The organism is Paenibacillus terreus (assembly GCF_042138595.1).
GTDB classification, from domain to species: domain Bacteria; phylum Bacillota; class Bacilli; order Paenibacillales; family Paenibacillaceae; genus Paenibacillus; species Paenibacillus terreus.
Genome location: NZ_JBHIRX010000002.1, coordinates 541415 through 564657 on the forward strand (window position 1 = coordinate 541415; position 23243 = coordinate 564657).

Here is a 23243-nt window from a genome sequence, read left to right on the forward strand (position 1 = left end):
AAAACATTACATTCTTATTTGTGGTTATCATATTGCTCTCCATCATTGCCAAAATATCCGGGCTGATACGAGAAACCGTAACGGGGTACTATTTCGGGGCTGGCGAGGAACTTGATATTTTTTACTTTGTATATTCCATACCTGAATTGTTTATGACCGGAATTGTTGCAGCTCTTTCCATTGCAATCATTCCGGCTTTATCCCAAAAGGAACCGATTTTTTGTTTGGATAACAGGAGATTTATTTTTAACTTGGTGATCATTGGGTCAATATTCTTTGCTCTCATATGTCTGTTAGCTATTTTATTTAACCGTTCAATCATGGAATTTATTTTGAGAAATACCAGCGGTAAATTTAGCTATTCTTTCGTTTTTAATGTGTACCTCATCTCCATGATCCAATTGATTCCTACGTTTCTATTAGGCGTTTTTCAAAGCATCGTGACGAAACAGGAAAAGTACAAAACAGTAACGCTAATAAGCATCCCATTTAACGCGCTCATTATATTATCCATCATGATCTATTCCGATCAGTTGGGTGTCCAATCGATCGGACTTGGAATGCTGGGAGCCGTCCTGGTTCAGGTGTTCATTCTATGGTTGCTCCTCCGGAAAGACGGCTTGAACCTTGAATCATATAAGGTGGACATCAAATTCGACAGTACCATGATAAATTTCATGTATCTCTTGCTCCCTGTCTATTTCGGAACAATTATCCAACGTGTCGGCATCTTTGTTGACCGGACGATTGCCAGTACTTTGCAAACTGGAAGTATATCAGCGTTATCCTATGCGGATCGATTAATCCAAATGGTCATCATGATCGTCATCAATACGATCGGTATGATTATGTTTTCGAAAATTTCATCTGCAAAAGATAATCCTTCACACAGCAGCGAGATTATGAACAAATCCATCATATTCAGCTTTGCGTCCATACTGCCAATTACCTGTTACCTTCTTGTCTATGGTCGTGATATTATCAATATTTTGTTTAATAGAGGAGAATTCGACGAGCAGGCATTAAATTTAACAACGTTGGCTCTGTGTGGATATAGTATCGGACTCATAGGGGTATGCATCAGGTATTTATTGAACCGTGTATATTTTGTAAACAATAACGTGAAGACACCGACGATCAACACCATCGTGTTTTGTATTGTGAACATTGTTCTTAGCATCGTGCTAGCCCGATTGTTCGGTTTACTGGGAATTGCGCTCGCCTATTCGATTACCATGATTTTGGCAAGTGCAGCTTTGGTCGTTGACGTGCATAGGCGGTATAAAATGATGTCAGGCATTCGTTGGGGGAACTGCGTAAAAGTGACTTTGCTATCTATGGTTCTGCTGGGTTTCTGGATGGTGTTGAACATGCTGCTTCCAAATGGTCTAAGCTCACTGTTTAAAATTGTTATTTCAGGTATAAGCGGCGCATTTCTTTTCACAATCATGCTATTGATAGTCAAAGTAGAAGGCTTAAATGTAATGCAATTCATTCTTCAGGTTCAACGTAAATTCGTGCGCAATCATGTTCGTAAAGAAGTTATGTAGGTTCATTCAATATATTTGCAGAGGGGAGAACTTTTTTATGAAAGGTATTATTCTTGCAGGTGGAACAGGCTCAAGGCTCTATCCATTAACAAAAGTGACCAACAAGCATTTACTCCCGGTAGGTCCGTATCCAATGATTTACCACGCTGTTCACAAATTGAAAGAAGCAGGAATTATCGACATTCTCATCATCACGGGACGTGAGCATATGGGGGATGTCGTAAATTTACTGGGAAGCGGTCATGAATTTGATGTGACATTTTCTTATAAGGTTCAGGACCAGGCAGGTGGCATCGCACAAGCATTGGGTTTGGCTCAAGGTTTTATAAGGGATGAACCAATGGCAGTTATACTTGGAGATAATATATTTTCGGATAATATTACACCTTACATTGCTAACTATCGCTTACAAGGTTCAGGCGCAAAAATTTTACTCAAAGAGGTACATGACCCGGAAAGATACGGTGTAGCTGAACTGGATGGTGCTAAGATACGTTCCATAGAGGAAAAACCCAAGCAGCCTAAAAGCTCCTATGCCGTAACAGGTATTTATATGTATGACGCCAGCGTTTTCGATATCATTAAAAATTTAAAGCCTTCCAGCCGGGGCGAATTAGAGATTACAGATGTCAATAACGCATACATTGAGCAAGGCGAGCTTACGTATGACATTTTACAAGGATGGTGGACTGATGCAGGAACTCATGAATCTTGGGGGAAAGCAAATGAATTGTTACGTGGTGAATTTTTTGATTTGAATTTCGGACGCCAAATGGCTGTTTCAGCTAAATAAGGGAGTATATCAAAATGAAAATTATAAAAACGAAGTTGGACGGAGTCCTGGTCATTGAAACCGATGTATTCGGAGATCACCGGGGTTTTTTTACTGAAAGCTACAATCAAGAAAAGTTCAATAATGAGGGGATCGGTTATCACTTTATTCAAGATAATCATTCGCTCTCGGCTCAAGCGGGGACATTACGGGGGCTGCATTTTCAGCTGCCTCCCAAGGCACAAACCAAATTAGTTCGTGTGGTAGCGGGGGCAATTTACGACGTAGTTGTTGATATACAGAAAGGCTCCCAAACCTTTGGTCAGTGGATCGGCGTAATATTGAGCGAGTCCAACAAACGGCAGCTGTTAGTACCAAAAGGGTTTGCTCACGGGTTTTGTACGATTGTTGATAATACACATGTACTTTACAAAGTTGATGAATATTATTCAAAAGAACATGACAGGGGATTACTGTGGAATGACCCGGAATTAGGAATCAGTTGGCCGACGGATCATCCAGTGCTATCAGACAAAGATAAGCTGCATCCCACCATAAATGAGTCGGAAGGGATGCTTTTTTAAATAGAGAGGAATGAATGTCAATGAATATACTGGTCACAGGCGGAGCTGGATTTATTGGAAGCAATTTTATTAGATATATGATAAACAAATACCCGGAGTATGTGATTGTGAATTTCGATAACTTAACCTATGCAGGCAATTTGGAAAACCTTAAGGATACTGAGCTTCATTCAAATTATTATTTTGTTAAAGGGAACATCTGTGATGCTAATACAGTAAATCATACAATACGCAACTATGATATAGAGGTGATTATTAATTTTGCGGCAGAGTCACATGTGGATCGAAGCATTGCCGACCCTGGCATCTTTATACACACAAATGTGACCGGAACTCAAGTTTTGCTTCACGCTGCGAAAGAGTGTGGAATTAGAAAATACGTACAAATATCAACGGATGAAGTATACGGATCCCTTGGTGAAACAGGTTATTTTACTGAAGAAACCCCTTTATCCCCCAATAGTCCATACGCAGCCAGTAAAGCAGGTGCTGACTTGCTTGTTCTTGCCTATCACGAAACATTCGGTTTGAATGTTAACATTACTCGATGCTCCAACAATTATGGGCCATATCATTTTCCTGAAAAATTAATACCTCTAATGATCACCAATGCTCTTGAAGATCAAGCTTTGCCTGTATACGGTGACGGAATGAACGTGCGGGACTGGCTTCATGTCCTGGATCATGCCGCGGCAATTGATTTGGTATTACACAATGGTAATTCGGGTGAAGTTTACAACATAGGTGGGCATAATGAAAAGCGCAATATTGAAATTGTTGAAATCATATTAGGACACCTGAAAAAGCCTAAAGAACTGATCCGATATGTTCAGGATCGTCTTGGACATGACAGGCGTTATGCAATCGATCCATCCAAAATTGAAAAGGTGCTTGGTTGGCGACCGGCTTATACATTTGAAACAGGAATTGTTAGTACAATTGAATGGTATCTTAACAATCAAGAATGGTGGAAAAGGATAAAATCCGGGGATTACTTAGAGTATTATTCCAAACAATATGGAGAGTCATTGCATGGACAAGTATAAAATTATTGTAACGGGCGCTAATGGTCAGCTTGGATTTGATATGGTTGAACATCTTAAAAACCGGGGACATCTTGTATATGGTTATGGGCGGCAAGAGCTTGATATTACAAACCATAAGCAAGTAAACGATATTATCCATGATATACGACCGGAAGTGGTTGTCCACTGTGGGGCATATACTAAAGTTGATCAGGCGGAAGCAGAGCCAGAGCAGGCTTATTTGGTAAACGGGTACGGTACACGGAATGTTGCTGTAGCTGCAGAAGTCATAAATGCAAAACTTGTGTATTTAAGTACTGATTACGTTTTTAATGGTGTGGCAGAGGCGCCTTACGATGAATTTGAAAAGATTGAGCCTATTAATGTCTATGGACGCTCTAAAAGAATGGGAGAATGCTTTGTAGAACGTCTTCATAGTAAGCATTTTATTGTCCGAACATCATGGGTATACGGAGAACATGGCAGTAATTTTGTGAAAACGATGATTAAATTGGGCTTAGAGAAGAAAAGCGTTTCTGTTGTAAACGACCAAATTGGCTGCCCAACATATACTAAGGATTTAGCTGAAAGCATAGGCAGGCTATTCATAACAAACAAGTACGGCACTTATCATATTTCCAATGCCGGTCATTGTTCCTGGTATGAATTTGCTGAAGCAGTGTTTAGAATAACTGGCATTGAGACAGAACTTGTTCCGGTTACATCGGAGCAATTTGTCAGACCGGCCAAACGGCCAAAATATTCGGTTTTCAATCATATGGCATTAAAATTAAACGGTTTTCCAATGTTAAGGCATTGGGAGGATGGATTAAACGATTTTTTACAAACTTCAGTTTTGAATGGGAAGTATGGAGATGCTCCAAATAATAATGCAATTTTTTCACATGGGAGCTGAGCGTTTGTTTTGCGCAAAAAATACAATACGAAATGGGCAATCTCTTATAAAGGTAAACATTATAAAAGCCTGTATGGAAAGAAAAATGCCTACGATCTGTACACCCGGTTGAGCCAAAGCCTGGAGGGGTTAGAAATCGTTCCTGCGACGAAGCGTGAGAAGAAGAAGCCTGTCATCGGCAAAGCAAGAAGAGAATACAATCTTCAATGGCGGGCGAATAACAAAGACAAAGTGAAGGAATATAACAGAAAGTATCGTTCGAGGAGAAAAGGTCCTGATCAATAAGCCTGTTAGGAAAATAGTTCCATTACCGAAAAAGGGACTATTGGAATGCTGACTTAGTTCAAATTTGAGAAAAAACTGTTTGATGGCTGGTATAGAGACATAACTTGTTTTGCTCACTTGCGACCAATGTAATAGCGGCAGGGGAATTCAGGACTATTGAACTAACAAAGATTGAATAATTTCTACAGAAATTATCAAATTCCTCTCTACAAGTTTCGCCAAACATTTTCTATGGTATACGGTATGATATTCCTAAAGAAATGGATGCGATGATTTTCGTTCCTTATCTGGGCACCTTAGGACGTTAGGAGCAAGTGGTGCAACCGGCCTTTCTACATGCATATAAATAATTGCGGAATTATTTGTCTTCTTGTAAAAAAATAATAGTTCCCGTTGTTAGAGAGGAAGGTTGTGCAAATGCGCGATGATGGTAAGGTGGTACTCGAAGTTAGAGAAGTCTTGGACTATCTTGGAATAGACTATGACAAATGGAGAGCGGTTAACGATTCGCATGAGACACACCTTCAGGATCAGTCTGAAGACCCGGAAGACTTATTACCCGAAAGGCATATTAATGATTTGTAACCTTTCGGTGAAAGCGAACAAGCTTCTCCGTCTCCCTCCCCCGATCGTAAAAGTAGTGCCCCAGTACATAATCCCCCCAATGAACTAAATAAAACAGATTAATTAGGCGTTTGGCAGGACAAATTGCATGACCGGTAATGCAGAAGAGATGGAGTCGGCCAGAATATCATCTGGCCGACTTCTTTAGTAGTTGGGCTGCTGATTTTTACAAATATACAATTGCGCAACTGCTTTCTTTGTGTTACATTTTGTATTATTATTGATACTTAATGTATCAGGAGGGGTATCTTTGGGTAACGACAAGTATTTAAGAAAAACAGTCAGTTTCAAGAAAGATGATAAGGCTGAAATACTACTCTACAAAGAGCTGGAAGTGTTGGAGAACGGATACTTTTCGGAGGAAACCAAACGTTTCTGGGCTGAAAAATTGGATTTGAAAGGGGGAAATGAGAATGTTCGCTCAAATCGTTAAAACCCCTTGTATCTTTCTCTTTGTCACTCTTATTTCTTTTATGCTGGCTGTTAATCCAAACTATTTAATACTTGCTGCCGCAGCCGTTGTATTTGTGTGGTTGCTCCATTCTTGGAAAGCTGCCATGTTCACTTACTTAATCGGTATATCATTTAACCGATTGATGTTTGAAATTTCAGGCAGCAGCATAAGACCAGAAATGATATTGGGATTTTTGGCCATATGTTCATCCGTCATGTTTGTATTATTGCACAAATATAAAGTTGTAAGGATCATAATTAATTTGCAAATGGTTTTATTCATTAGTCTTATGATATACATCTTAGTCGTGTCACTGATAAACAGCGAAGTGCTTTCATCTTCACTTATAGGGATTGTGCAGATAATGCTTGCTTTTTTAGGTTTTTTCGTGGTTAGCCAAATTATTAGTTTTGATCCAGAGAATATTTATCGCTATATAAACTTGTATATTGGTTTGGGTGTTTTTCAATGTGTTTATGCATTGGTTTGTTTCATTTACAACCAGATTACCGGATCATTTCTTTTTGGAGAAAGATATGGCGGATTGATGACTGGTCAAATACTAGGAGAGAATTGGTCTTCAATCACTTTGCGAGGTGGCTTATTTGAAGCAAATTTGTTTGCGGCATTCATGGGAGTAACTATTGTCTTTTTAGCCACTATGCTCCTTTCAAATGCAAATATTCGTAATAAACCGCTGATTTTCCTCAGTATCATTTTATGCTGCGTAGGAATTGTTATGGGGTGGACGCGCTCGGCATGGATTGGATGTATATTAGGAATTACGTTTTTAGGTGTGAATTATGGAAAACAAATGATTAAACCTAAAAATTACATAATCGTTTTAAGCACTATTCTTTTGTTGGTACCGATGTTTGGTTTCATCGAAAGTGTATTTGATCAATCATCAGGCAGGGAAGGACTACTGACTTCAAAATTGACAAATTTGTTTAATGACGATGAGGGAACCGGGGCTTTCAGAAAAGAAAAATCTATAATAGCGTTGGATGAGTGGTATGAAAAACATCCGATTGCTGGTAATGGATATTTTTCGATAAAGCATATTGACCCTGATGAATGGATAAACAGTATGTTTTTGGCCTTTCTTCACGATTCTGGAGTTATTGGACTAACTATATTCATATTCATCATCGGCTCGGTTTTATGGTCAGCACTAAAAACAATATCGAGAACCAGTGACCAAAAGCATAAAGCTTATATGATAGGTATGGTTGGCGGGTTTATTGTGATGTTAGTCTCATACAATTTTACACCAGGACACACTTTGGCTATGTTTTGGGTTCATTTGGGATTTATATGGGTCCTGTCAAAATATAAAGGGGCAGGACAAAAAGTGACAAATGCCGGGACGCAAGCACACCTTCCTGACTATATATGTAGAGAGGGATGAAAACCTTATCTGGATCGACGTTACGCGGGGGAGGGATGTCCATGTCATCCGGGCCGCAGGATTTTGAAAACTTCATTTTGAGTCTAAGTGAGTTCATTAATGTCACTAAATTACCTGGCGATACTGGTCTATCTTCCGTAAATATTAACTCGCCTCTAGATCAAACAGATACAATACAAGCCATTATAGATTATTATGCGGTACATGGTGGTGCAACATTATTTTTTCCGAAATCCGATTATTATGCCAAGAAAATTGGATTGAGAAATCATGTGTCTATCGTATCAAATTGGGCAACATTTAGACCTGTAAAATCTACGGAACTCGACTTCTTTTATGTAGCGGAACAAGGCCCTATACAGCGAGTAATTTATCGTGGGTTTTCAGTCCTAGGGAATAGCGCTAATCCCTCACAGAATGGAATGAATTTAACAGCCAAAGCACAAATCATACCTGACTATACAGGTGGATTATGGTATTCGGAAATTAAGGATATACGTATTCGAGACTTTGGCGGTTGCGGGTTGAAGTTGTATTGCAATGATGGAGATTCTGCTAGTGGAGGAGACATGGCTAACCAATTTTTGCGGTTTGTAAATGTATGGATCATTCGCCGATCCTCCACAGCACGGTGCTTAGAAATAACGGGGCAACTTAGTCAAACAAAATTTGAAGCTTGTCAGTTTGATGGAGATCGCGAAGAACTAACAGGCGAAAATGTTTATATCAACAGTTTAAATACAACCAACGATCAAGTAGTAGGCCCGGTTATGTTTGACCATTGTACTTTTCAAAAATCATATACAGCGGTTCGTGGAAATAATGCTAATGTTGTGCTCAGCGGCTGTTGGTTTGAAAATTTGAAATATGCTGTGGATACTGGAACGAACTCAACGTTCAAAGTTGAAGATTCTCATTTTGCGAATGCATGCAGGGACGGCTCCGGTGAAGGATATGGGATTCGTGTTGGTCTGGCTGCCAGACTGGTACAAGCACGTAATAGTGTTATTGGTTCATTTGATAATTTTATTGTCAAGGCTAATGGTGCTGTGCATAAAGGTATATCCTCTGGCGGAGGAACATACATTTATGGATCATCTCCTACTAATTTGCCATTTAAAGATACAACGGAAACGATTACGGTATCCTCATCCACACTAAATGCCTACAATCATAAAGTTGGTTTTGTAGCTATTCCAGCCGGAAATACGCAACTCACAACCATCGTTTCAAATCATTTCGAAGGCGAAGAACTAATTATTCGCGTTTGGGCTAGCGGGGATAACACACGTACTTTAACGATCAACAATGGCGGAAATATTATGCTTCCTAATGGTGCAGCATCTATAGTATTAAAGCAAAATGATACAATTACTTTGGTCAAGCAATGCCCCGTTGGGTTAGATCCTCATTGGATAGTAATCGGATTCACTGGAATAAGGAGATAATATTGGTCCAAAAGATTTTAAAACAAAGTGTACACATTATCCAGATCAATGTATACACTTTGTTTTTTATTCAAGTTAATCATTTGTCTTTTTACATAGATCCTTTGTGTCAATACGGATGAGACAAGCTTTAAAAAAATTAAAGAGGCAGGTGGATTGAATGTTAGAAGTAATCAATATTATAGATTTTGGTGCTGTTGGTGATGGTTTAACGGATGATACAAAAGCCATTCAAATGGCAATAGATGCAGTTCAGGACAAAGGTGGAGGGTGTGTGTTAGTACCAAGTGGTATTTTTAAATTCAGTGAGGTGAATATTACAAGGCCTTATGTGGAGATAAATGGATTTGGGAAATTGCTTAACGGACGCATTATTGTAGGAAATGACATTTTACCGATGGATCTTTACTTCAAGATAAAAAATATTGAAATTCGATGTGATTCTTTGGTTGAAGGGACCACTGGTATAGAGATCCAAAACGCACGTATAGGCCAAGTAAAAGAGGTTACTTTTAGAAATATAGATAAGCCGTTATATTTCAGGCCCATAGCAAGCGAATATTATCATCAGTCTGAAAAGATCAAAATGGAAGAAAACACATTTAAGAACTGTAACTACTGTTTATACGTAGATCGTCCCGAATCGCCAACACAACAATACCAAGTAGGGGACATTACATTCTCCAGAAACTATGCGTTCGGTGATATTTATAAAAAACATGCTCACATCCTTGGTGTGGATGGTTTGAAGTTCGATGATAACGTTCTATTCTTTCCCGGACATGACAAGCGGAATCAGACCAAAGAACAGAATTTATATATCGATTATGGTAACTTTATCGGAATATCGGGGAATCAGTTTTTTGAGGCAGGCTATGAAGGTATTATCTTGTCTCGTTGCAGAAACTTCACCATTTCAAACAATAGAATCCCGTGGTCAGGACAACGGCAACCATCGGACGCTATACGGATAACAGGCGGAGATCAAAACGGTGAAATATACAATGTTGGAACCATAGCTGTTAATCAAATCGAACGTTCAACACGACACGGAGTTTCAATCGAAGGTAACTGCGGATATATCACTGTAGGTGCAGGGAATACGATGCGCGATATTGGAAGTAGTTACGGATACTATGGTGAAACGGATTTAAATTCAATCGAGCACTATGCTGTGACATGTGATATGACCTGTCAGTTTGTTTTCGTACAGGGGAACAATTGCCCTAATAATTCATTCCGTCTTTTGGGTGGAAATAATGTGGCTATTAACAATTTGGAAGCTGGTAGAGTACTCCGCAATAGCTACTATATATTATCGCTTCAGGGAACTGAAACATCGGCAGCAGTCGGGAAGTATGATGGTATAGACTTGGCACAAGCTGCTCCTACAACAATAAATTCTTTCTCTGGTGGGTTTGATGGGAAAGAAATCACTTGTTTATCCTACAATGGCAACACAACTTTTGCACATGGACTAGGTTCTGCACAATTTTGCCTAAAGAACAGGGTTAATGCTACTCTACCTGCTCACGGAACCATTACATTTAAGTTTCTCAGCTCCAGATGGTACGAGATATCGAGAAATTTCTAGTGAGTAATCTCGGATAAAAAAGGCCTTTCTCAAATCTGAGAATGGCTTTTTGTCATGAAAACTAAAAAGGAGTGGGTAGGTTGGAAGAGAACAGAAATGGAGCGCTTGAAGAAATAGGTGTTAGAGTACAACAATTTGGTGCTAAAGGTGATGGGGTTACTAACGACACGGAAGCTATACAACAAGCTATTGATTCAGTATTCGAATCGGGTGGCGGAACCGTGTTGCTCCCAAAGGGAACATATCTTTTAGATACATTAACCATTAGACACCAAGTCAAAATAGTTGGTGAAGGTTTTAGGCTTACTACGTTAAAGAAAAACCCTGACTCATTAGGGCCGATCACGCAGATTGATGGGGATTTTGACAATTTTATTTACGAAATCGAAGTAAGAGGAATTAAATTTGTTGGTAATTATACCGACTCCACAAATGATGGTGTTTTCTGCAAAACGAAGAAAGGTATCAATCATTGCCGATTTGAAGATTTGTGGTTTCAGAGCATTGGAAGAAATGGGATGCGTTTTGAACATAATGCGGACGGAATGGAAGGCGCTTGGGTGCAGTATTGCCATTTTGAGAACATTATGTTCGGTGGCGGTCTCACTGATGATGAGGGTTGTCAAAGTTATTGTGTATATGCTGAAGGCGGGTTCTCCACGAATACCTTCAAAACTATCAGAACGTATTATACGAAGGACGCAATGTTCTATCTAACATCACAGACAGGGACAAGTGGTTGGAAGGTCGCTCCTGAAGCTATCCTTTTTGACACCTGCAATCCACAGAGCATCAATAATACAGATGACCGTGTAACTTACGGAGTCTATCTCAAAGATGTTATCGGAGCAACTTTCCTTAACTGTTATTTCGAGGGTGTTGGACTGAAGGACACATCCAAGAAATCTGCTAATCTCTACGTTACAGGGACGACTGCTGGAGTGGTAGTCTCGGGAGGTTACTGTGGTGACTTCATGAATGGTATCGTACTTAATAACGGTTCAGCTGCCAATATATCAGGTGTTGTATTCCATTTCAAGGGACCCTCATATTATCCAAAACGTGTTCCAAACTGTGTTGTAGTCGAGGACAACTTTGCAATCTATACAGCATTCATTGGTGTAAACTCAGTCTTTCATATGTCAGGAATTGAGAATACGGACTGGGAGTACCTACTTGATACCGGAAAGCGTTCTATTGGTATACGGAATACTAGTAGTAACTTTAAAACAAGAAGCCTTGAAGCTAATAAACATCTGCAAGTGGGTGACGGTGCTTCCGGCTCTAATGCGGGGAGTTGGGATTTTGGATTTGTTCGTATTCGCAATAATACACTTTTTATCGATACAGATGGTAATCCAAGAATTAAAATCCTTGGAACACCTTCAAGCCCAACCGATGGCAGTTTGCTGATCAGAGCAAGAAACGGAGCCACGGCGCAGCGTCCGTCCCTCACAAATTTGAGTGCTGGCTACCAATATTTTGATACTACCCTGAATAAGCCTATTTGGGTGAATAAGGATGTTACGGGATGGGTTGACGCAACCGGTACATCTGTATAAACAGTGATGCGACGAGAATCATTGTGGTAATCGTCACCATAATTCCAACTGGCTGTATTAATTAATGTTATGGATTTAGGCGCTGTTGGGGATGGTGTTATCTTGATAGACATAAAAAACAAAGTGTAACACCATATACCATCCTCCGGTAAATGGTATTACACTTTGCCTTATTTACATATACCCTTTATCCCCATAGGGCTGAAGGCGGTCTAGCCACGCCTTTTCCAGCTTCTCCAGCGCATCCTTCGCATCAAAATAGCCGGATTCCGGCTTCTTGAGCACCTCCAGTACCTCGATTTCGAAGGCATCCTCTCCGTCCTGCGACCAGTCGGCCTGCAGGGCGGCGTTCCGGCTTGAGCCCATGTTCAGCTCAAATCGTTTGCCGTTCAGCGATTTCAAATTGGGGGTGGAGCCTACAAACAGCTTGCCGGTTTTCTTGTGGCGGATGCAGTACACCCCGGCTTCAATCTTGACTTCTTTATATTGTTCCACAAGTTCTTTTCTGCGGTTCATGATTCCCATTCCTTTCTTATTCGGCGACCCAGTACTGACTGCCGTCCTCTTTGCGATCCATCAGGCCATATTCGATGAGATACCTGCGGACTGTAACATAATCATCATAGGCGGAAGAGAGCACTTCATTGACTTCCTTTTCGGTGTACGTTCTGCCCCGCTCGAACCGTTTGATAAGGTGACGCAGGACGATCAGCTTATGCTTCTGCTGCAGATCGAATGTCATCAGGCGGCCATCGGGTCCATCCGGGAAATATTTAGCCAGCACCTTCTCGTTTTCCGCAGCCGTAATGTTATACCGTTCATCGAGCATCGGAGCTTTCACCGGCACTTCCACGATGACGGGAGCATGACGGTCCCGGTCTTTCAGCAGCTCCATCAGTGTCAGGAAAACTTTAGCCTGCCGTTCTTTTTCCTTCAAGGCAAAGCGGTGATTCCGGATGGTGGACGCGCTGCCGATGCCCGTTTCCTGCTGCACTTCGGTGTCGCTTTTTCCTTCATAAAAAAGGTGCAGCAGCCTGTTCTGATGCTCGGTCAGTCCGGTCAGCTTCTTGTCGAGGCCGATGAGATAGTCGAAGACGGAGCCGTATTTTTGCGTTATATGAAGCTTCATATAACGTTCAGCACTGTAAAAAACACCGTCCTTCTGATAAATAATGCCTTCCTCCAGCTCGGTCCCGTCGAGCAGACAAATATAGATGTCGTCCTGCCGGATATAGCCTTTTTTCAAATCATCTATATGCGCGCTCCAAAATAGCCCAGGTAAATCCATTATATAAACACCTCATCAAATTGTTTATTCATTACATAGATAATATATATTTTCGTTTGTTTTTTGTCAAATGCGAACGCCTTTTTCTTTTTTTTAATTTGTTTGCTTTTTTAAGTAGGTAACACTCCCGATCTGCTGTAAAATATATCCTGAGGAGGTGAGAGTATGTTCAGTCAATATGGGGAGTTATGTACTGAAGTGTACAATCTGACCAAACCAATAGGGATGTCCTTGGGGGGAGATATTGAGTATTACATGGAGCGCTTTCCCGGCAAGCTCTGCAGGCTTTTTACAGACATTTGCAAAGCGGGGGCAGACTGCTGCTGGATTTGTTTTTGCAGACAGAATTCCGGACAGGCATCGTAAATACTTCAACATTCCCTGCTGCAGACGGAGCGGTTATCACCTTGGAAGAAAAAGTCGTGAGCATCGATTGGCTGAACCAATGCAAGATTTCCCATCTGCGTTATGAAAAGTGGAAGGAGGGAGTGCTGCTGCAGACGGAGCTGCAGGATTTTCCCCTCCAATGGTTCGGGATTGAGGAGTTCAAGCTGATGCTTAAAGAAGCAGGGTTTATGGATATTACGATTTCGGCCGGATACCAATACAACCGTAAGCCTGAACATGCAGGACAAATGATAACTTATGAAGCCGTCAAGCCATAATGATGTTCCATGAAAGGATTATGCGATAAAGTGGTAGGTCTTGATGTCATAGAGACTTTTATGAGCATTAAAAAAGGCCGTCCGAAGACGGCCTTTCCACCCGTGGCGCTATTGAAACCTTGATCCGCATCCCGCGCCTCCGTACCGCTCTGTTGATTAGAGAGTAACGGATCGGGTAAGGGATACGTTCAACATGTGATTACTAATGTTGACGCACCTCCTTTCCTGATGCTTACACTTTATCATATTAGGGGAGAAATAACCAGTGTTTTGTAAAAAAAATTCAAGCTTGTAAACGGGGAACTCCATCACGAGGGATAATGGATCACCATGCTCATTTTAACCATTCCGCTGCCGGAATTGTGATAGGTATGGGGTTTGTCCGCTCGGAAACGGATGGAATCCCCGCTCTTCACCGTAAACTCCTCGTCATCTATACGAACGGCCAGTTCCCCGTCAAACACGGTGATAAATTCCTCTGTCCCTTGGCTATGAGGCTCTGAAGCCAGGAACCCTCCTCTGTCAATCTCAATTGAGTACATTTCGAAATGCCGCCCGTCTTCAAACGGAAAGAAGGGGTAAATCCGATACTTTCCCTGATCCTCCTGCAAGGGCTGGATTTCCTCTTTGTTCACAACGGTTGTTTCTGGCTGTGGCTCATGAATCAGGGAAGTAAACGATATTTTTAACCCGTTGGCGATTTTCCACACCGTGCTGATCGAAGGATTCGATTCTCCGCGTTCGATTTGTCCCAGCATCGTTTTGCTGATGCCTGTCAGCTCCGCTACCTTGTCAAGGCTCAGCTTTCTGCTGTCCCGCAGGCTTTTCAGGTTTTTAGCGAGTATAAAATTGATGGTTTCCAGAACGATCACATCCTTATCATTGTGCTCTATAGCGTATATATTGTATAATCATAACGAACATTCGTTGTGGCATACATTTATTCAATTATAGCGTACAAGAGGTGTCGATATGCTGTTGTTTTCGTTTGTGCTGTATGTATTTGTGACTTCGTTTACGCCAGGTCCCAATAATATTATTTCCATGTCTAATGCCAGCAGGTTTGGCTTAAAAGCAACCTTTCGTTTTATTTTCGGTGTAACGGTCGGTTTTTTCCTCCTGATGCTGCTGTGCAGCTATTTTAATCTCGTTTTGTATCAGCTTATCCCGAAGATTAAACTGGCGCTGAGCATCTTGGGAAGCCTGTATATGCTTTACCTTGCTTATAAAACCGCCATGCCTTCCGGGAAAAAGAGCGCAAATTATGATCAATCCAGCACGTTTATGACAGGCCTGATTTTACAATTTATCAATCCGAAAGGAATCTTGTACGGCATAACGGTTGTGTCTGCTTTTATTATACCCTTTTATCAATCCGGTTGGGTCCTGACTCTGTTTTCGCTGCTGCTTGCCCTGGTAGGATTTATGTCGACTTTGAGCTGGGCCTTATTTGGGGCGCTGTTTCAAAAATTTTTGTCAAGGCATGAGCGGATATTCAACCTTTGTATGGGATTGCTGCTGGTGTATTGCGCTTTTTCTGTGTATTTGTAAACGAGGCATAACCGAATATTGTTGGACCTAAAATGATGTGGATGTCGAAAACCGATGTCCATTTTTTTGTTTATACACATTCTGCTTACAGGGCTTATTCGTTGGCGGAAAACCGATACTTGTCTCAGGGATGAAGCCGGTTTTGAATCGAATTGAAATTTTGTTACACAAAATTATTTTTATATTGTAATTTTATTTCTGATCGTGTAAACTGAGTGCAAATCACAGAGGAGATGATAGCTGTTGCTGGATCATTTGAAAACAGAAACAAGGAATCAGCGCTCGATGGATCTGGATCAACTGTCAACATTATCGGTCTTGGAGCTTATGCAGGAGGAAGATGCAAAAGTATCATTGGCCATCCGAGAGAAACTGCCTGAAATCGAACGGGTAACGTTACGCGTCATTGAGAGCTTCAAGCAGGGGGGGCGGCTCATTTATACGGGAGCAGGTACAAGCGGCCGCATGGGCATTTTGGATGCCGTTGAATGTGTTCCGACCTTCGGTACCTGCCCGGACATGGTGCAGGGGGTAATCGCCGGCGGCGACAAGGCCATTCGCTTTGCGGTGGAAGGCGCGGAGGATTCGGTGGAACAGGGAATAGAGGATCTGAAAAAGCTTGATTTAAGCGACAAAGATATCGTTCTCGGTATTGCAGCGAGCGGGCGAACCCCTTATGTCATAGGTGGATTGCAATATGCGGCCAGGGTTGGTGCTGGTACAGCCAGCCTGGCGTGTAATAAAGACGCTGAAATCAGCAACTACGCCAAATACCCGATTGAAATTATAACCGGTCCGGAGGTGCTGACAGGGTCCACTCGTCTAAAAGCCGGAACAGCGCAAAAGATGGTGCTCAATATGATTTCAACGGCGGCCATGATTGGTATCGGCAAAACGTTCAGCAACCTCATGGTGGATGTACAGCCAACCAACGAGAAACTGGTAGTCCGGGCTAAATCAATGATCAGAGAGATTACGGGATGCGACTATGAAACCGCTTCCGAATATTATGAATTAAGCCGGCATCAAGTGAAGGTGGCTGTGATCATGCTGCTCGCGGGGCTGGATTATGAGGAAGCCAAGAGGAAGTTGCACGAGTCGGACGGCTTTATCCGGCGGGCTCTACAACAAAAGTAAAGGGGATATGACCATGGCAAAAGAGAAGGATTTGGCCTTAGGGATTCTGGATTCGATCGGCGGCATCCAAAATGTCGAGGTAGTAACCCATTGTATGACGCGCGTTCGCCTCACCTTGCGGGATGAGGATGGCGCCGATATCGAACGGCTGAAAAAAGTGCCCGGCGTATTGGGCGTGATTGTTGAGTCCACCCTTCAAGTGATCGTCGGCCCGGGCATCGTTGGCAAGGTAGCGAATGAAATAGCCGATATCAGCGGAGTCGGGATGGGGGAGATCATCCCGCTGAATGTGTCGTCTCCGGCTGCGAACAACGGACAGACTGACCATAAAACTGAGGCTTCCAGAATAGCGGCTGAAAATAAAGAAAAATATAAAAAACGGAATGATACGCCCATTAAAAATTTTCTGAAATCTATTTCTCACATCTTTATTCCATTAGTCCCCGCTTTTGTGGCTGCCGGGTTGCTGGCAGGAATCACCTCCGTTATTGCCAACTTTATCACATCAGGCCATCTGAACGGGGATGGCTGGCAGCAATTTAATCTGATCCTGAATGTGATCAAAAACGGTATATTCTCCTATATGGCAATTTTCGTAGGGATCAACTCGGCCAGGGAATTTGGGGCAAGCCCGTCACTGGGCGGTGTCATCGGGGGCGCCACTCTGCTGACGGGAATGAAACCGGAGCTTCCTATCATGAATCTGTTTACAGGCGAGCCGCTTATCGCCGGTCAAGGCGGAATTATTGGGGTTGTCCTGGCTGTATGGATTTTATCCGTAATTGAGAAAAAACTGCATAAAATCATCCCCAATTCAATTGATCTGATCGTAACTTCCTTCCTCAGCGTGCTGCTAACCGGACTATTGACCATTTTTGTGATTATGCCTTTTGCGGGTTTTGTGGCAAGCAATCTGCTGATTGCCGTCAACTGGATTCTGAATGTAGGCGGTGCAGTATCCGGGTTCGTTTTAGGCGGAATTTGGCTGGCCATGGTCATGCTGGGCATGCACCATATTATGACCCCCATTCATATTGAGTTGATCAATCAGACAGGTGTGACCGTACTGCTGCCGATCCTGGCCATGGGAGGAGCAGGGCAGGTAGGCGCTGCGCTTGCGCTTTGGGTCCGCTGCTACAAAAACAAACCGCTGATCAATATCCTCAAAGGAGCCCTGCCGGTCGGTGTATTGGGCATCGGTGAACCACTCATTTACGGTGTGACTCTTCCGCTTGGCAAGCCCTTTGTAACAGCATGTATTGGTGCCGGGTTCGGCGGAGCCGTGATCGGTTATTTTGGCAACGTCGGGGCCATCGCCATCGGAGCCTCCGGCATTGAAATGCTCCTGCTGATCGCGGAAGGCAAATGGTGGATTTATCTGCTTGGACTTGTTACGGCATACTTCTTCGGATTTTTGTGCACCTACTTGTTCGGCGTGCCAAAGGAAGCAAGACAGCCTAAAGAGGCGTAGTTGAAGCGAACTCATTTTGACTAAGGGTAGAAAGAATTATAAGTGCGTGTTCAAAAAGTCAGGTTTTCAGCACCGAGAAGGTTGAATGAAGAAAGGGACTGAGGAGCGGAGCGTACTTGGGGTACGTGAGCCCCGGAAGGCCCGGCTGAATTCAAGATTCGATGTCGAGTCCGCTTCCTGACCTGCTTCGTGATCAAAAGATGACTTTTTGAACTACCTCTATAAAGGAGTGATTTAAATATGGGTGGCGTACTTGTTTCACTGACAGAGCAAAGCATCGACCGTACTTTGGAATATCTGGCCTTCATGCGGCAATACGGGTTTGATACGATTTTCACCTCCCTGCAAATGCCCGAGGAATCGCCTGATGAACTGCTTGAACCGCTGGGGCGGATCGGCGGATTCGCAAAAGAGCATCAGATGATGCTGATGGTGGATGTGTCTCCGAGAGCTTTCCGGAATTTCTCGCTGGATCAACTGAGAGAGCGGGGCGTTACGGGACTGAGAATCGATTATGGAATGGGAAATGACGAGATTGCCGCGCTTACTCATGATTGGCAGGTTTCTCTCAACGCCAGCACGATTGATCCATCCTTTCTGGATGATCTTAGAAGACTTGGGGCTGACTTCAACGCTCTGGAGGCATGGCATAATTATTATCCCCGTCCGGAGACAGGTCTTGAATGGGGCACGTTCAAATTACAAAACGAGTGGCTGAAATCGCAGGGGCTGAAGGTCGGAGCCTTCATTCCGGGGGACGGGCAGCTGCGGGGACCTTTATATGAAGGATTGCCTACCTTGGAGCAGCACCGGTATCAATCGCCGTTTGCCAGCTACCTGGAGCTGATTACCGAAGGGGCGGTGGACCTTGTAGTCATTGGAGATTTATCGCTTGGCGAGTGGTCGATGTCCCAGTTTATTTCATGGCATGAAGGGACCGTACTGCTCGGTATCCGTGATCAGCAGCCGTCTCATGTGTGGAGCGAAGTCCATCATAACCGGCCGGATATCGCGCGCGACGTCATTCGCTCGGAGGATGCGCGCAGACATTTTAAAGGAAGTATCCCGCCGGCCAATTGTGTGAAGCGTCCGTGTGGAGCCTTGACCCTGGATAATGACCATTACAAGCGTTATAAAGGCGAGTTTCAAATCGTACTGAATCCTTTACCGCCTGACGAGCGTGTAAACGTGATTGGATATGTCATGCAGGAGGATCTTCCATTGCTGCGTTTTTTGCAAAAAGAGAGGTATGCCTTCCGTTTTCTTGCCAGAGAGTCGGATCGGGAATAATATTAAAGTAGTATTTAGATAGCTTATAGATTAAATGGAGGCGTTGGTGTGGGTGTTGGTCAAATTTTATCACGAATTGAAAATGTGATGCCTAAATTGACGCAGTCCGAGCAAAAGGTGGCGCGGTTTGTCCTGTCTGCTCCGGAAGAAGTCGTATTTATGTCGGTGCACGAGATGGCGGACCGCTCCCTTTCCAGCAGCGCCTCCGTTGTCCGCTTTTGCCGCTCCATGGGCCTGAAAGGTTTTCCGGAATTAAAAGTGGCGTTATCGGCCGACCTGGCCAATGACCAGAAGTCCGGTTATTATGATTTGAACAAGAACGATAGTTCCGCCGATCTGGTCGAAAAAATTCTTTCCAATGCAGTACAGTCCCTGAGAGACACGGTTGGTCTGCTTGATATCGAAATGATAGAAAAGGCGGCGCAAAGCCTGTACAACGCTCCGGCAATTTTCGCTTTCGGTGTAGGCGCTTCGGCTCTGGTGGCGGAGGACATTGCGCAAAAATGGCTTCGTCTGGGTAAGAACGCCTATGCTCTATCGGACGTACATGTTCTGACAATGAGCATGGCGAACGCGCCCAAGGGCAGCGTTTTTATAGGGATTTCTTACAGCGCGGCTACCAAGGAAGTGTTGCAATTGATGAAATTCGCCAATAAGGCGGGGCTGGTGACGATCAGCTTCACCGGATTCGGACGGAGCGAGCTTTCGGAAATCAGCGACTTCAGCCTGTATACTTCTCTCGCTCCGGAAGCGAAAGTCAGAAGCGCGGCGACCGGCTCCAAACACAGCCAATTTTTCATTGTCGACGTGCTGTATTACGTTTGTGCTTCAATGGATATCGAGAACTCGCTCGACAAAATCCAAAAGACCAGGGATGCGATCCAGGATTTGAAGCAGATCGAGGAATCATAACAAAAGTTTATAAAAGCTTTACACAATATTGAAGCTATTTTATAATAAATAACACATACAATGCGAGTTCAAAAAGTCAGGTTTTCAGCACCGAGAAGGTTGGATGAAGCTAGGGACTGAGGAGCGGAGCGTACTTGGGTACGTGAGCACCGGAAGGCCCGGCTGAATTCAAAATTCGATGTCGAATCCACTTCCTGACTTACTTCGTGATCAAAAGATGACTTTTTGAACAACCTCTTACAGTTATACAACAGCATTGTGTACATAAGCTTTAATTACCGGGGTATAGCGCAGTCTGGTAGCGCGCACCCTTGGGGTGGGTGAGGTCGTGGGTTCAAATCCCGCTACTCCGATATGCTTCTTGATCATGTCCTGCTGACGCTTTACAGCGCGGCGGGACATTTTCATTCCGTTCGCCCTTCCCTCCGAAATACGTAGAGAAAGAAGGTATAGGATGCTACGCCGATTTTTCAGCTATTACCTGCCTTACCGGCCGCTCTTTATCCTGGATTTCACATGTGCCGTATTTGCCGCGCTGCTGGAGCTGGGCTTTCCGCTTGCGGTCAATTATGTCGTGGATAAGCTGCTTCCACAGGGAGAGTTGGGGTCCATTCTGCTGGCCTGCCTGGGGCTGCTGGGCATTTATGCGTTAAACACCGCGATGCAGTATATTGTGAACTATTGGGGGCATATGCTTGGTGTCAATATCGAGACAGATATGCGACGCAGGCTGTTTGAACATATGCAGAAGCTGTCCTTCCGTTTCTTCGATAATAATAAGACCGGCACGCTGATGTCGCGGATTACGAATGATCTGATGGAAATCGGCGAGATGGCGCACCATGGCCCCGAGGATTTGTTTATTGCGATAATGACGCTGCTTGGCGCCTTTACGCTGATGTCGTTTATTCACCTGGAGCTGGCGCTCCTGATCTTCGCGGTAATTCCGCTGCTGATCTGGCTGTCGATCTATTTCAATAAAAAAATGACGCGGGCGTTTGACGGGATGTACAGCAGCATGGGCGAATTCAATTCCCGGGTGGAAAATACGATCGGCGGCATCCGTGTCGTACAGGCGTTCTCGAATGAAGAGTTTGAAAAGCAAAGATTCAATCATGATAACGGCCGCTTTCGTGCGGCCAAGCTGACGGCTTATAAAATCATGTCCAAGGGTTTGTCCATGAGTTATATGCTTACCCGATTTGTATCCCTCTTCGTCCTGATCAGCGGCGCTTATTACGTTATTCAGGGAGAACTCAGCTATGGCGAATTTGTCGGCTTTATCCTGCTGTCCAACGTATTCTTTCGCCCTATCGATAAAATCAACGCCATTATCGAGAGCTATCCGAAGGGGATAGCCGGCTTCAAGCGTTATACAGCGCTGATGGACATGGAGCCTGAAGTGGCGGATTTGCCCGGTGCCGTGGAGGTAGAAAGCCTGAAAGGGGATATCCGCTACCGCGGAGTGAGCTTCGGGTACGGGGAAAAGGAGAAGGTACTGCAGGATATCAGTCTTGATATCCGTGCCGGTGAGACCGTTGCATTTGTAGGGCCGTCCGGCTCGGGGAAAACGACCATCTGCAGCCTGCTGCCCCGTTTCTATGATACCGACAGCGGCGCTATTACGGTGGACGGGATGGACATCCGGCAGATGACCCTGTCCTCGCTGCGCCGCCAGATCGGCATCGTGCAGCAGGATGTGTTCCTGTTCTCAGGCACCATCCGCGAAAATATCGGCTACGGCAAGCTGGATGCCAGCGACGAGGAGATCTGGGAAGCTGCACGCCGTGCGCAGCTCATGGATTTCATTCATTCTCAGCCTGATGGAATGGATACGGTCATCGGCGAGCGGGGCGTGAAGCTGTCAGGCGGACAGAAGCAGAGGCTGGCCATTGCGCGCATGTTTTTGAAAAATCCGCCTATCCTTATTCTGGACGAGGCCACCTCGGCGCTGGATACGGAAACGGAGGCTGCCATCCAGCAGTCGCTGGCGGAATTGTCCCAAGGCAGGACAACACTGGTCATTGCCCACAGGCTGGCAACCATCAAGAATGCGGACCGGATCATTGTGGTCACCGAGCAAGGGGTTACCGAGCAGGGCAGACATGACGAATTGATCGCATCCGGCGGTGTTTACAGCCGTCTGCATGCCGCCCAGTTCGGCTCCTAATGATGCCATCTGAATTTATCTTATAGTGCGTGTTCAAAAAGTCAGGTTTTCAGCACCGAAGCCTATGCTTCCGATGTGCGTTTTTTCAAAACGCTGGAGTTGAATGAAGCAAGGGACTGAGGAGCGGAGCGTACTTGGGGTACGTGAGCACCGGAAGGCCCGGCTGAATTCAAGATTCGATGTCGAGTCCGCTTCCTGACTTCCTTCGTGATCAAAAGATGACTTTTTGAACTACCTCTTATAGAGTGAAAAGGCCAATCCGCTGGATAACAGATGGATTGGCCTTTTAAAGTTTTGTTTATTATAATGGGAGATGGCCTGATTCATATCAAATTTGCATTAATATGTTGAAAAATAGGAAATGTTATCGGAGTGCAAAATTTTATACAATGGTGACTGAGAAGGAAAGCGCTTATAAAAATGATAGGCTGGCATACATTCCGTTCCGGAAAAATGCCGGACACACGCTTTTATCTTTCCTCTTAAACTCAAGAATGAACTCTGTGAAATGGATGATGGACGGAGTTTTGTAAT

The 23243-nt window shown here is 43.8% G+C and carries 20 protein-coding genes, 1 tRNA gene, 1 pseudogene and 1 riboswitch; of the genes and pseudogenes, 19 read left to right on the top strand and 3 right to left on the bottom strand.

Annotated elements, in window-relative coordinates; translation table 11 throughout:
* The first annotated feature begins 20 nt into the window (after positions 1-20).
* The 11 genes from murJ (at position 21) to ACE5KN_RS06740 (ending at position 12225) form a co-directional block, all read left to right on the top strand.
* A complete protein-coding gene (gene murJ, locus ACE5KN_RS06690) occupies positions 21-1550 on the top strand; it encodes a murein biosynthesis integral membrane protein MurJ (RefSeq protein WP_375524582.1) in 1530 nt (509 codons plus the stop codon).
* Positions 1551-1587: 37 nt separating this feature from the next.
* Entirely contained in the window at positions 1588-2343 is a 756-nt protein-coding gene (locus ACE5KN_RS06695; RefSeq protein ID WP_375524583.1) for a sugar phosphate nucleotidyltransferase, read from the top strand.
* Positions 2344-2357: 14 nt separating this feature from the next.
* A complete protein-coding gene (gene rfbC / locus ACE5KN_RS06700; RefSeq protein ID WP_375524584.1) occupies positions 2358-2906 on the top strand; it encodes a dTDP-4-dehydrorhamnose 3,5-epimerase in 549 nt (182 codons plus the stop codon).
* Positions 2907-2926: 20 nt separating this feature from the next.
* Positions 2927-3952, top strand: a complete 1026-nt coding sequence (gene rfbB / locus ACE5KN_RS06705) for a dTDP-glucose 4,6-dehydratase (protein WP_375524585.1) — start codon at positions 2927-2929, stop codon at positions 3950-3952.
* The gene (gene rfbD, locus ACE5KN_RS06710; protein ID WP_375524586.1) at positions 3939-4847 is read left to right on the top strand and encodes a dTDP-4-dehydrorhamnose reductase; all 909 of its coding nucleotides are present in this window, start codon (positions 3939-3941) and stop codon (positions 4845-4847) included. Before rfbB ends, rfbD begins: the two co-directional genes overlap by 14 nt.
* A 9-nt stretch (positions 4848-4856) precedes the next feature.
* The gene (locus ACE5KN_RS06715) at positions 4857-5132 is read left to right on the top strand and encodes a hypothetical protein (RefSeq protein WP_375524587.1); all 276 of its coding nucleotides are present in this window, start codon (positions 4857-4859) and stop codon (positions 5130-5132) included.
* 253 nt (positions 5133-5385) lie between these two features.
* Positions 5386-5469: riboswitch (cyclic di-GMP riboswitch) on the top strand.
* 537 nt (positions 5470-6006) lie between these two features.
* On the top strand, positions 6007-6189 hold the full coding sequence (locus ACE5KN_RS06720) for a hypothetical protein (RefSeq protein WP_375524588.1): 183 nt from the start codon (positions 6007-6009) through the stop codon (positions 6187-6189).
* Positions 6170-7621 (top strand): O-antigen ligase family protein, encoded by a 1452-nt coding sequence (locus tag ACE5KN_RS06725; protein WP_375524589.1) that lies wholly within the window; start codon positions 6170-6172, stop codon positions 7619-7621. Before ACE5KN_RS06720 ends, ACE5KN_RS06725 begins: the two co-directional genes overlap by 20 nt.
* A 41-nt stretch (positions 7622-7662) precedes the next feature.
* Positions 7663-9069 carry a hypothetical protein gene (locus ACE5KN_RS06730; RefSeq protein ID WP_375524590.1) on the top strand — a complete coding sequence of 469 codons (1407 nt, stop codon included), beginning with the start codon at positions 7663-7665 and terminating at the stop codon, positions 9067-9069.
* 160 nt (positions 9070-9229) lie between these two features.
* On the top strand, positions 9230-10663 hold the full coding sequence (locus ACE5KN_RS06735) for a glycosyl hydrolase family 28-related protein (protein ID WP_375524591.1): 1434 nt from the start codon (positions 9230-9232) through the stop codon (positions 10661-10663).
* An 80-nt stretch (positions 10664-10743) separates the two neighbouring features.
* Entirely contained in the window at positions 10744-12225 is a 1482-nt protein-coding gene (locus ACE5KN_RS06740) for a glycosyl hydrolase family 28-related protein (protein WP_375524592.1), read from the top strand.
* Positions 12226-12399: 174 nt separating this feature from the next.
* Here ACE5KN_RS06740 and ACE5KN_RS06745 read toward each other — a convergent pair whose 3' ends face one another.
* Together ACE5KN_RS06745 and ACE5KN_RS06750 are read right to left on the bottom strand one after the other, a co-directional pair.
* A complete protein-coding gene (locus ACE5KN_RS06745) occupies positions 12400-12741 on the bottom strand; it encodes a GIY-YIG nuclease family protein (protein WP_375524593.1) in 342 nt (113 codons plus the stop codon).
* 16 nt (positions 12742-12757) lie between these two features.
* Positions 12758-13513 carry a DUF2087 domain-containing protein gene (locus ACE5KN_RS06750; RefSeq protein WP_375524594.1) on the bottom strand — a complete coding sequence of 252 codons (756 nt, stop codon included), beginning with the start codon at positions 13511-13513 and terminating at the stop codon, positions 12758-12760.
* Between the two features lie 165 nt (positions 13514-13678).
* On the opposite strand from ACE5KN_RS06750, the pseudogene ACE5KN_RS06755 reads away from it, so the two are divergent.
* Positions 13679-14178: pseudogene (locus ACE5KN_RS06755) on the top strand (hypothetical protein).
* Between the two features lie 308 nt (positions 14179-14486).
* Here ACE5KN_RS06755 and ACE5KN_RS06760 read toward each other — a convergent pair.
* The gene (locus ACE5KN_RS06760; protein ID WP_375524608.1) at positions 14487-15041 is read right to left on the bottom strand and encodes a helix-turn-helix domain-containing protein; all 555 of its coding nucleotides are present in this window, start codon (positions 15039-15041) and stop codon (positions 14487-14489) included.
* 109 nt (positions 15042-15150) lie between these two features.
* Here ACE5KN_RS06760 and ACE5KN_RS06765 point away from each other — a divergent pair, with 109 nt between their 5' ends.
* The 7 genes from ACE5KN_RS06765 to ACE5KN_RS06795 all read left to right on the top strand — a co-directional run bounded on the left by ACE5KN_RS06765 (position 15151) and on the right by ACE5KN_RS06795 (position 22709).
* Complete coding sequence (locus ACE5KN_RS06765) at positions 15151-15729, top strand: LysE family transporter (protein ID WP_375524595.1); 579 nt, start codon at positions 15151-15153, stop codon at positions 15727-15729.
* A 243-nt stretch (positions 15730-15972) separates the two neighbouring features.
* A complete protein-coding gene (gene murQ / locus ACE5KN_RS06770; RefSeq protein WP_375524596.1) occupies positions 15973-16866 on the top strand; it encodes an N-acetylmuramic acid 6-phosphate etherase in 894 nt (297 codons plus the stop codon).
* A gap of 13 nt (positions 16867-16879) precedes the next feature.
* The gene (locus tag ACE5KN_RS06775) at positions 16880-18337 is read left to right on the top strand and encodes a PTS transporter subunit EIIC (protein ID WP_375524597.1); all 1458 of its coding nucleotides are present in this window, start codon (positions 16880-16882) and stop codon (positions 18335-18337) included.
* Positions 18338-18577: 240 nt separating this feature from the next.
* Positions 18578-19627: a DUF871 domain-containing protein gene (locus ACE5KN_RS06780; protein WP_375524598.1), complete on the top strand. Its 1050-nt coding sequence runs from the start codon at positions 18578-18580 to the stop codon at positions 19625-19627.
* Positions 19628-19675: 48 nt separating this feature from the next.
* Positions 19676-20539 carry a MurR/RpiR family transcriptional regulator gene (locus ACE5KN_RS06785; protein ID WP_375524599.1) on the top strand — a complete coding sequence of 288 codons (864 nt, stop codon included), beginning with the start codon at positions 19676-19678 and terminating at the stop codon, positions 20537-20539.
* A 279-nt stretch (positions 20540-20818) separates the two neighbouring features.
* Positions 20819-20892: transfer RNA gene (locus tag ACE5KN_RS06790), tRNA-Pro, on the top strand.
* A gap of 101 nt (positions 20893-20993) precedes the next feature.
* Entirely contained in the window at positions 20994-22709 is a 1716-nt protein-coding gene (locus tag ACE5KN_RS06795) for an ABC transporter ATP-binding protein (protein ID WP_375524600.1), read from the top strand.
* The last annotated feature ends 534 nt before the right edge of the window (positions 22710-23243 follow it).

Bases quoted from the DNA above. Each gene is read 5' to 3' on its own strand.
- rfbC (WP_375524584.1), top strand. From the start codon at position 2,358: ATGAAAATTATAAAAACGAAGTTGGACGGAGTCCTGGTCATTGAAACC.
- ACE5KN_RS06735 (WP_375524591.1), top strand. From the start codon at position 9,230: ATGTTAGAAGTAATCAATATTATAGATTTTGGTGCTGTTGGTGATGGT.
- ACE5KN_RS06730 (WP_375524590.1), top strand. From the start codon at position 7,663: ATGTCATCCGGGCCGCAGGATTTTGAAAACTTCATTTTGAGTCTAAGT.
- ACE5KN_RS06750 (WP_375524594.1), bottom strand. From the start codon at position 13,513: ATGGATTTACCTGGGCTATTTTGGAGCGCGCATATAGATGATTTGAAA.
- rfbB (WP_375524585.1), top strand. From the start codon at position 2,927: ATGAATATACTGGTCACAGGCGGAGCTGGATTTATTGGAAGCAATTTT.
- ACE5KN_RS06725 (WP_375524589.1), top strand. From the start codon at position 6,170: ATGTTCGCTCAAATCGTTAAAACCCCTTGTATCTTTCTCTTTGTCACT.
- ACE5KN_RS06775 (WP_375524597.1), top strand. From the start codon at position 16,880: ATGGCAAAAGAGAAGGATTTGGCCTTAGGGATTCTGGATTCGATCGGC.
- ACE5KN_RS06695 (WP_375524583.1), top strand. From the start codon at position 1,588: ATGAAAGGTATTATTCTTGCAGGTGGAACAGGCTCAAGGCTCTATCCA.
- rfbD (WP_375524586.1), top strand. From the start codon at position 3,939: ATGGACAAGTATAAAATTATTGTAACGGGCGCTAATGGTCAGCTTGGA.
- ACE5KN_RS06795 (WP_375524600.1), top strand. From the start codon at position 20,994: ATGCTACGCCGATTTTTCAGCTATTACCTGCCTTACCGGCCGCTCTTT.
- ACE5KN_RS06745 (WP_375524593.1), bottom strand. From the start codon at position 12,741: ATGAACCGCAGAAAAGAACTTGTGGAACAATATAAAGAAGTCAAGATT.
- ACE5KN_RS06765 (WP_375524595.1), top strand. From the start codon at position 15,151: ATGCTGTTGTTTTCGTTTGTGCTGTATGTATTTGTGACTTCGTTTACG.
- ACE5KN_RS06780 (WP_375524598.1), top strand. From the start codon at position 18,578: ATGGGTGGCGTACTTGTTTCACTGACAGAGCAAAGCATCGACCGTACT.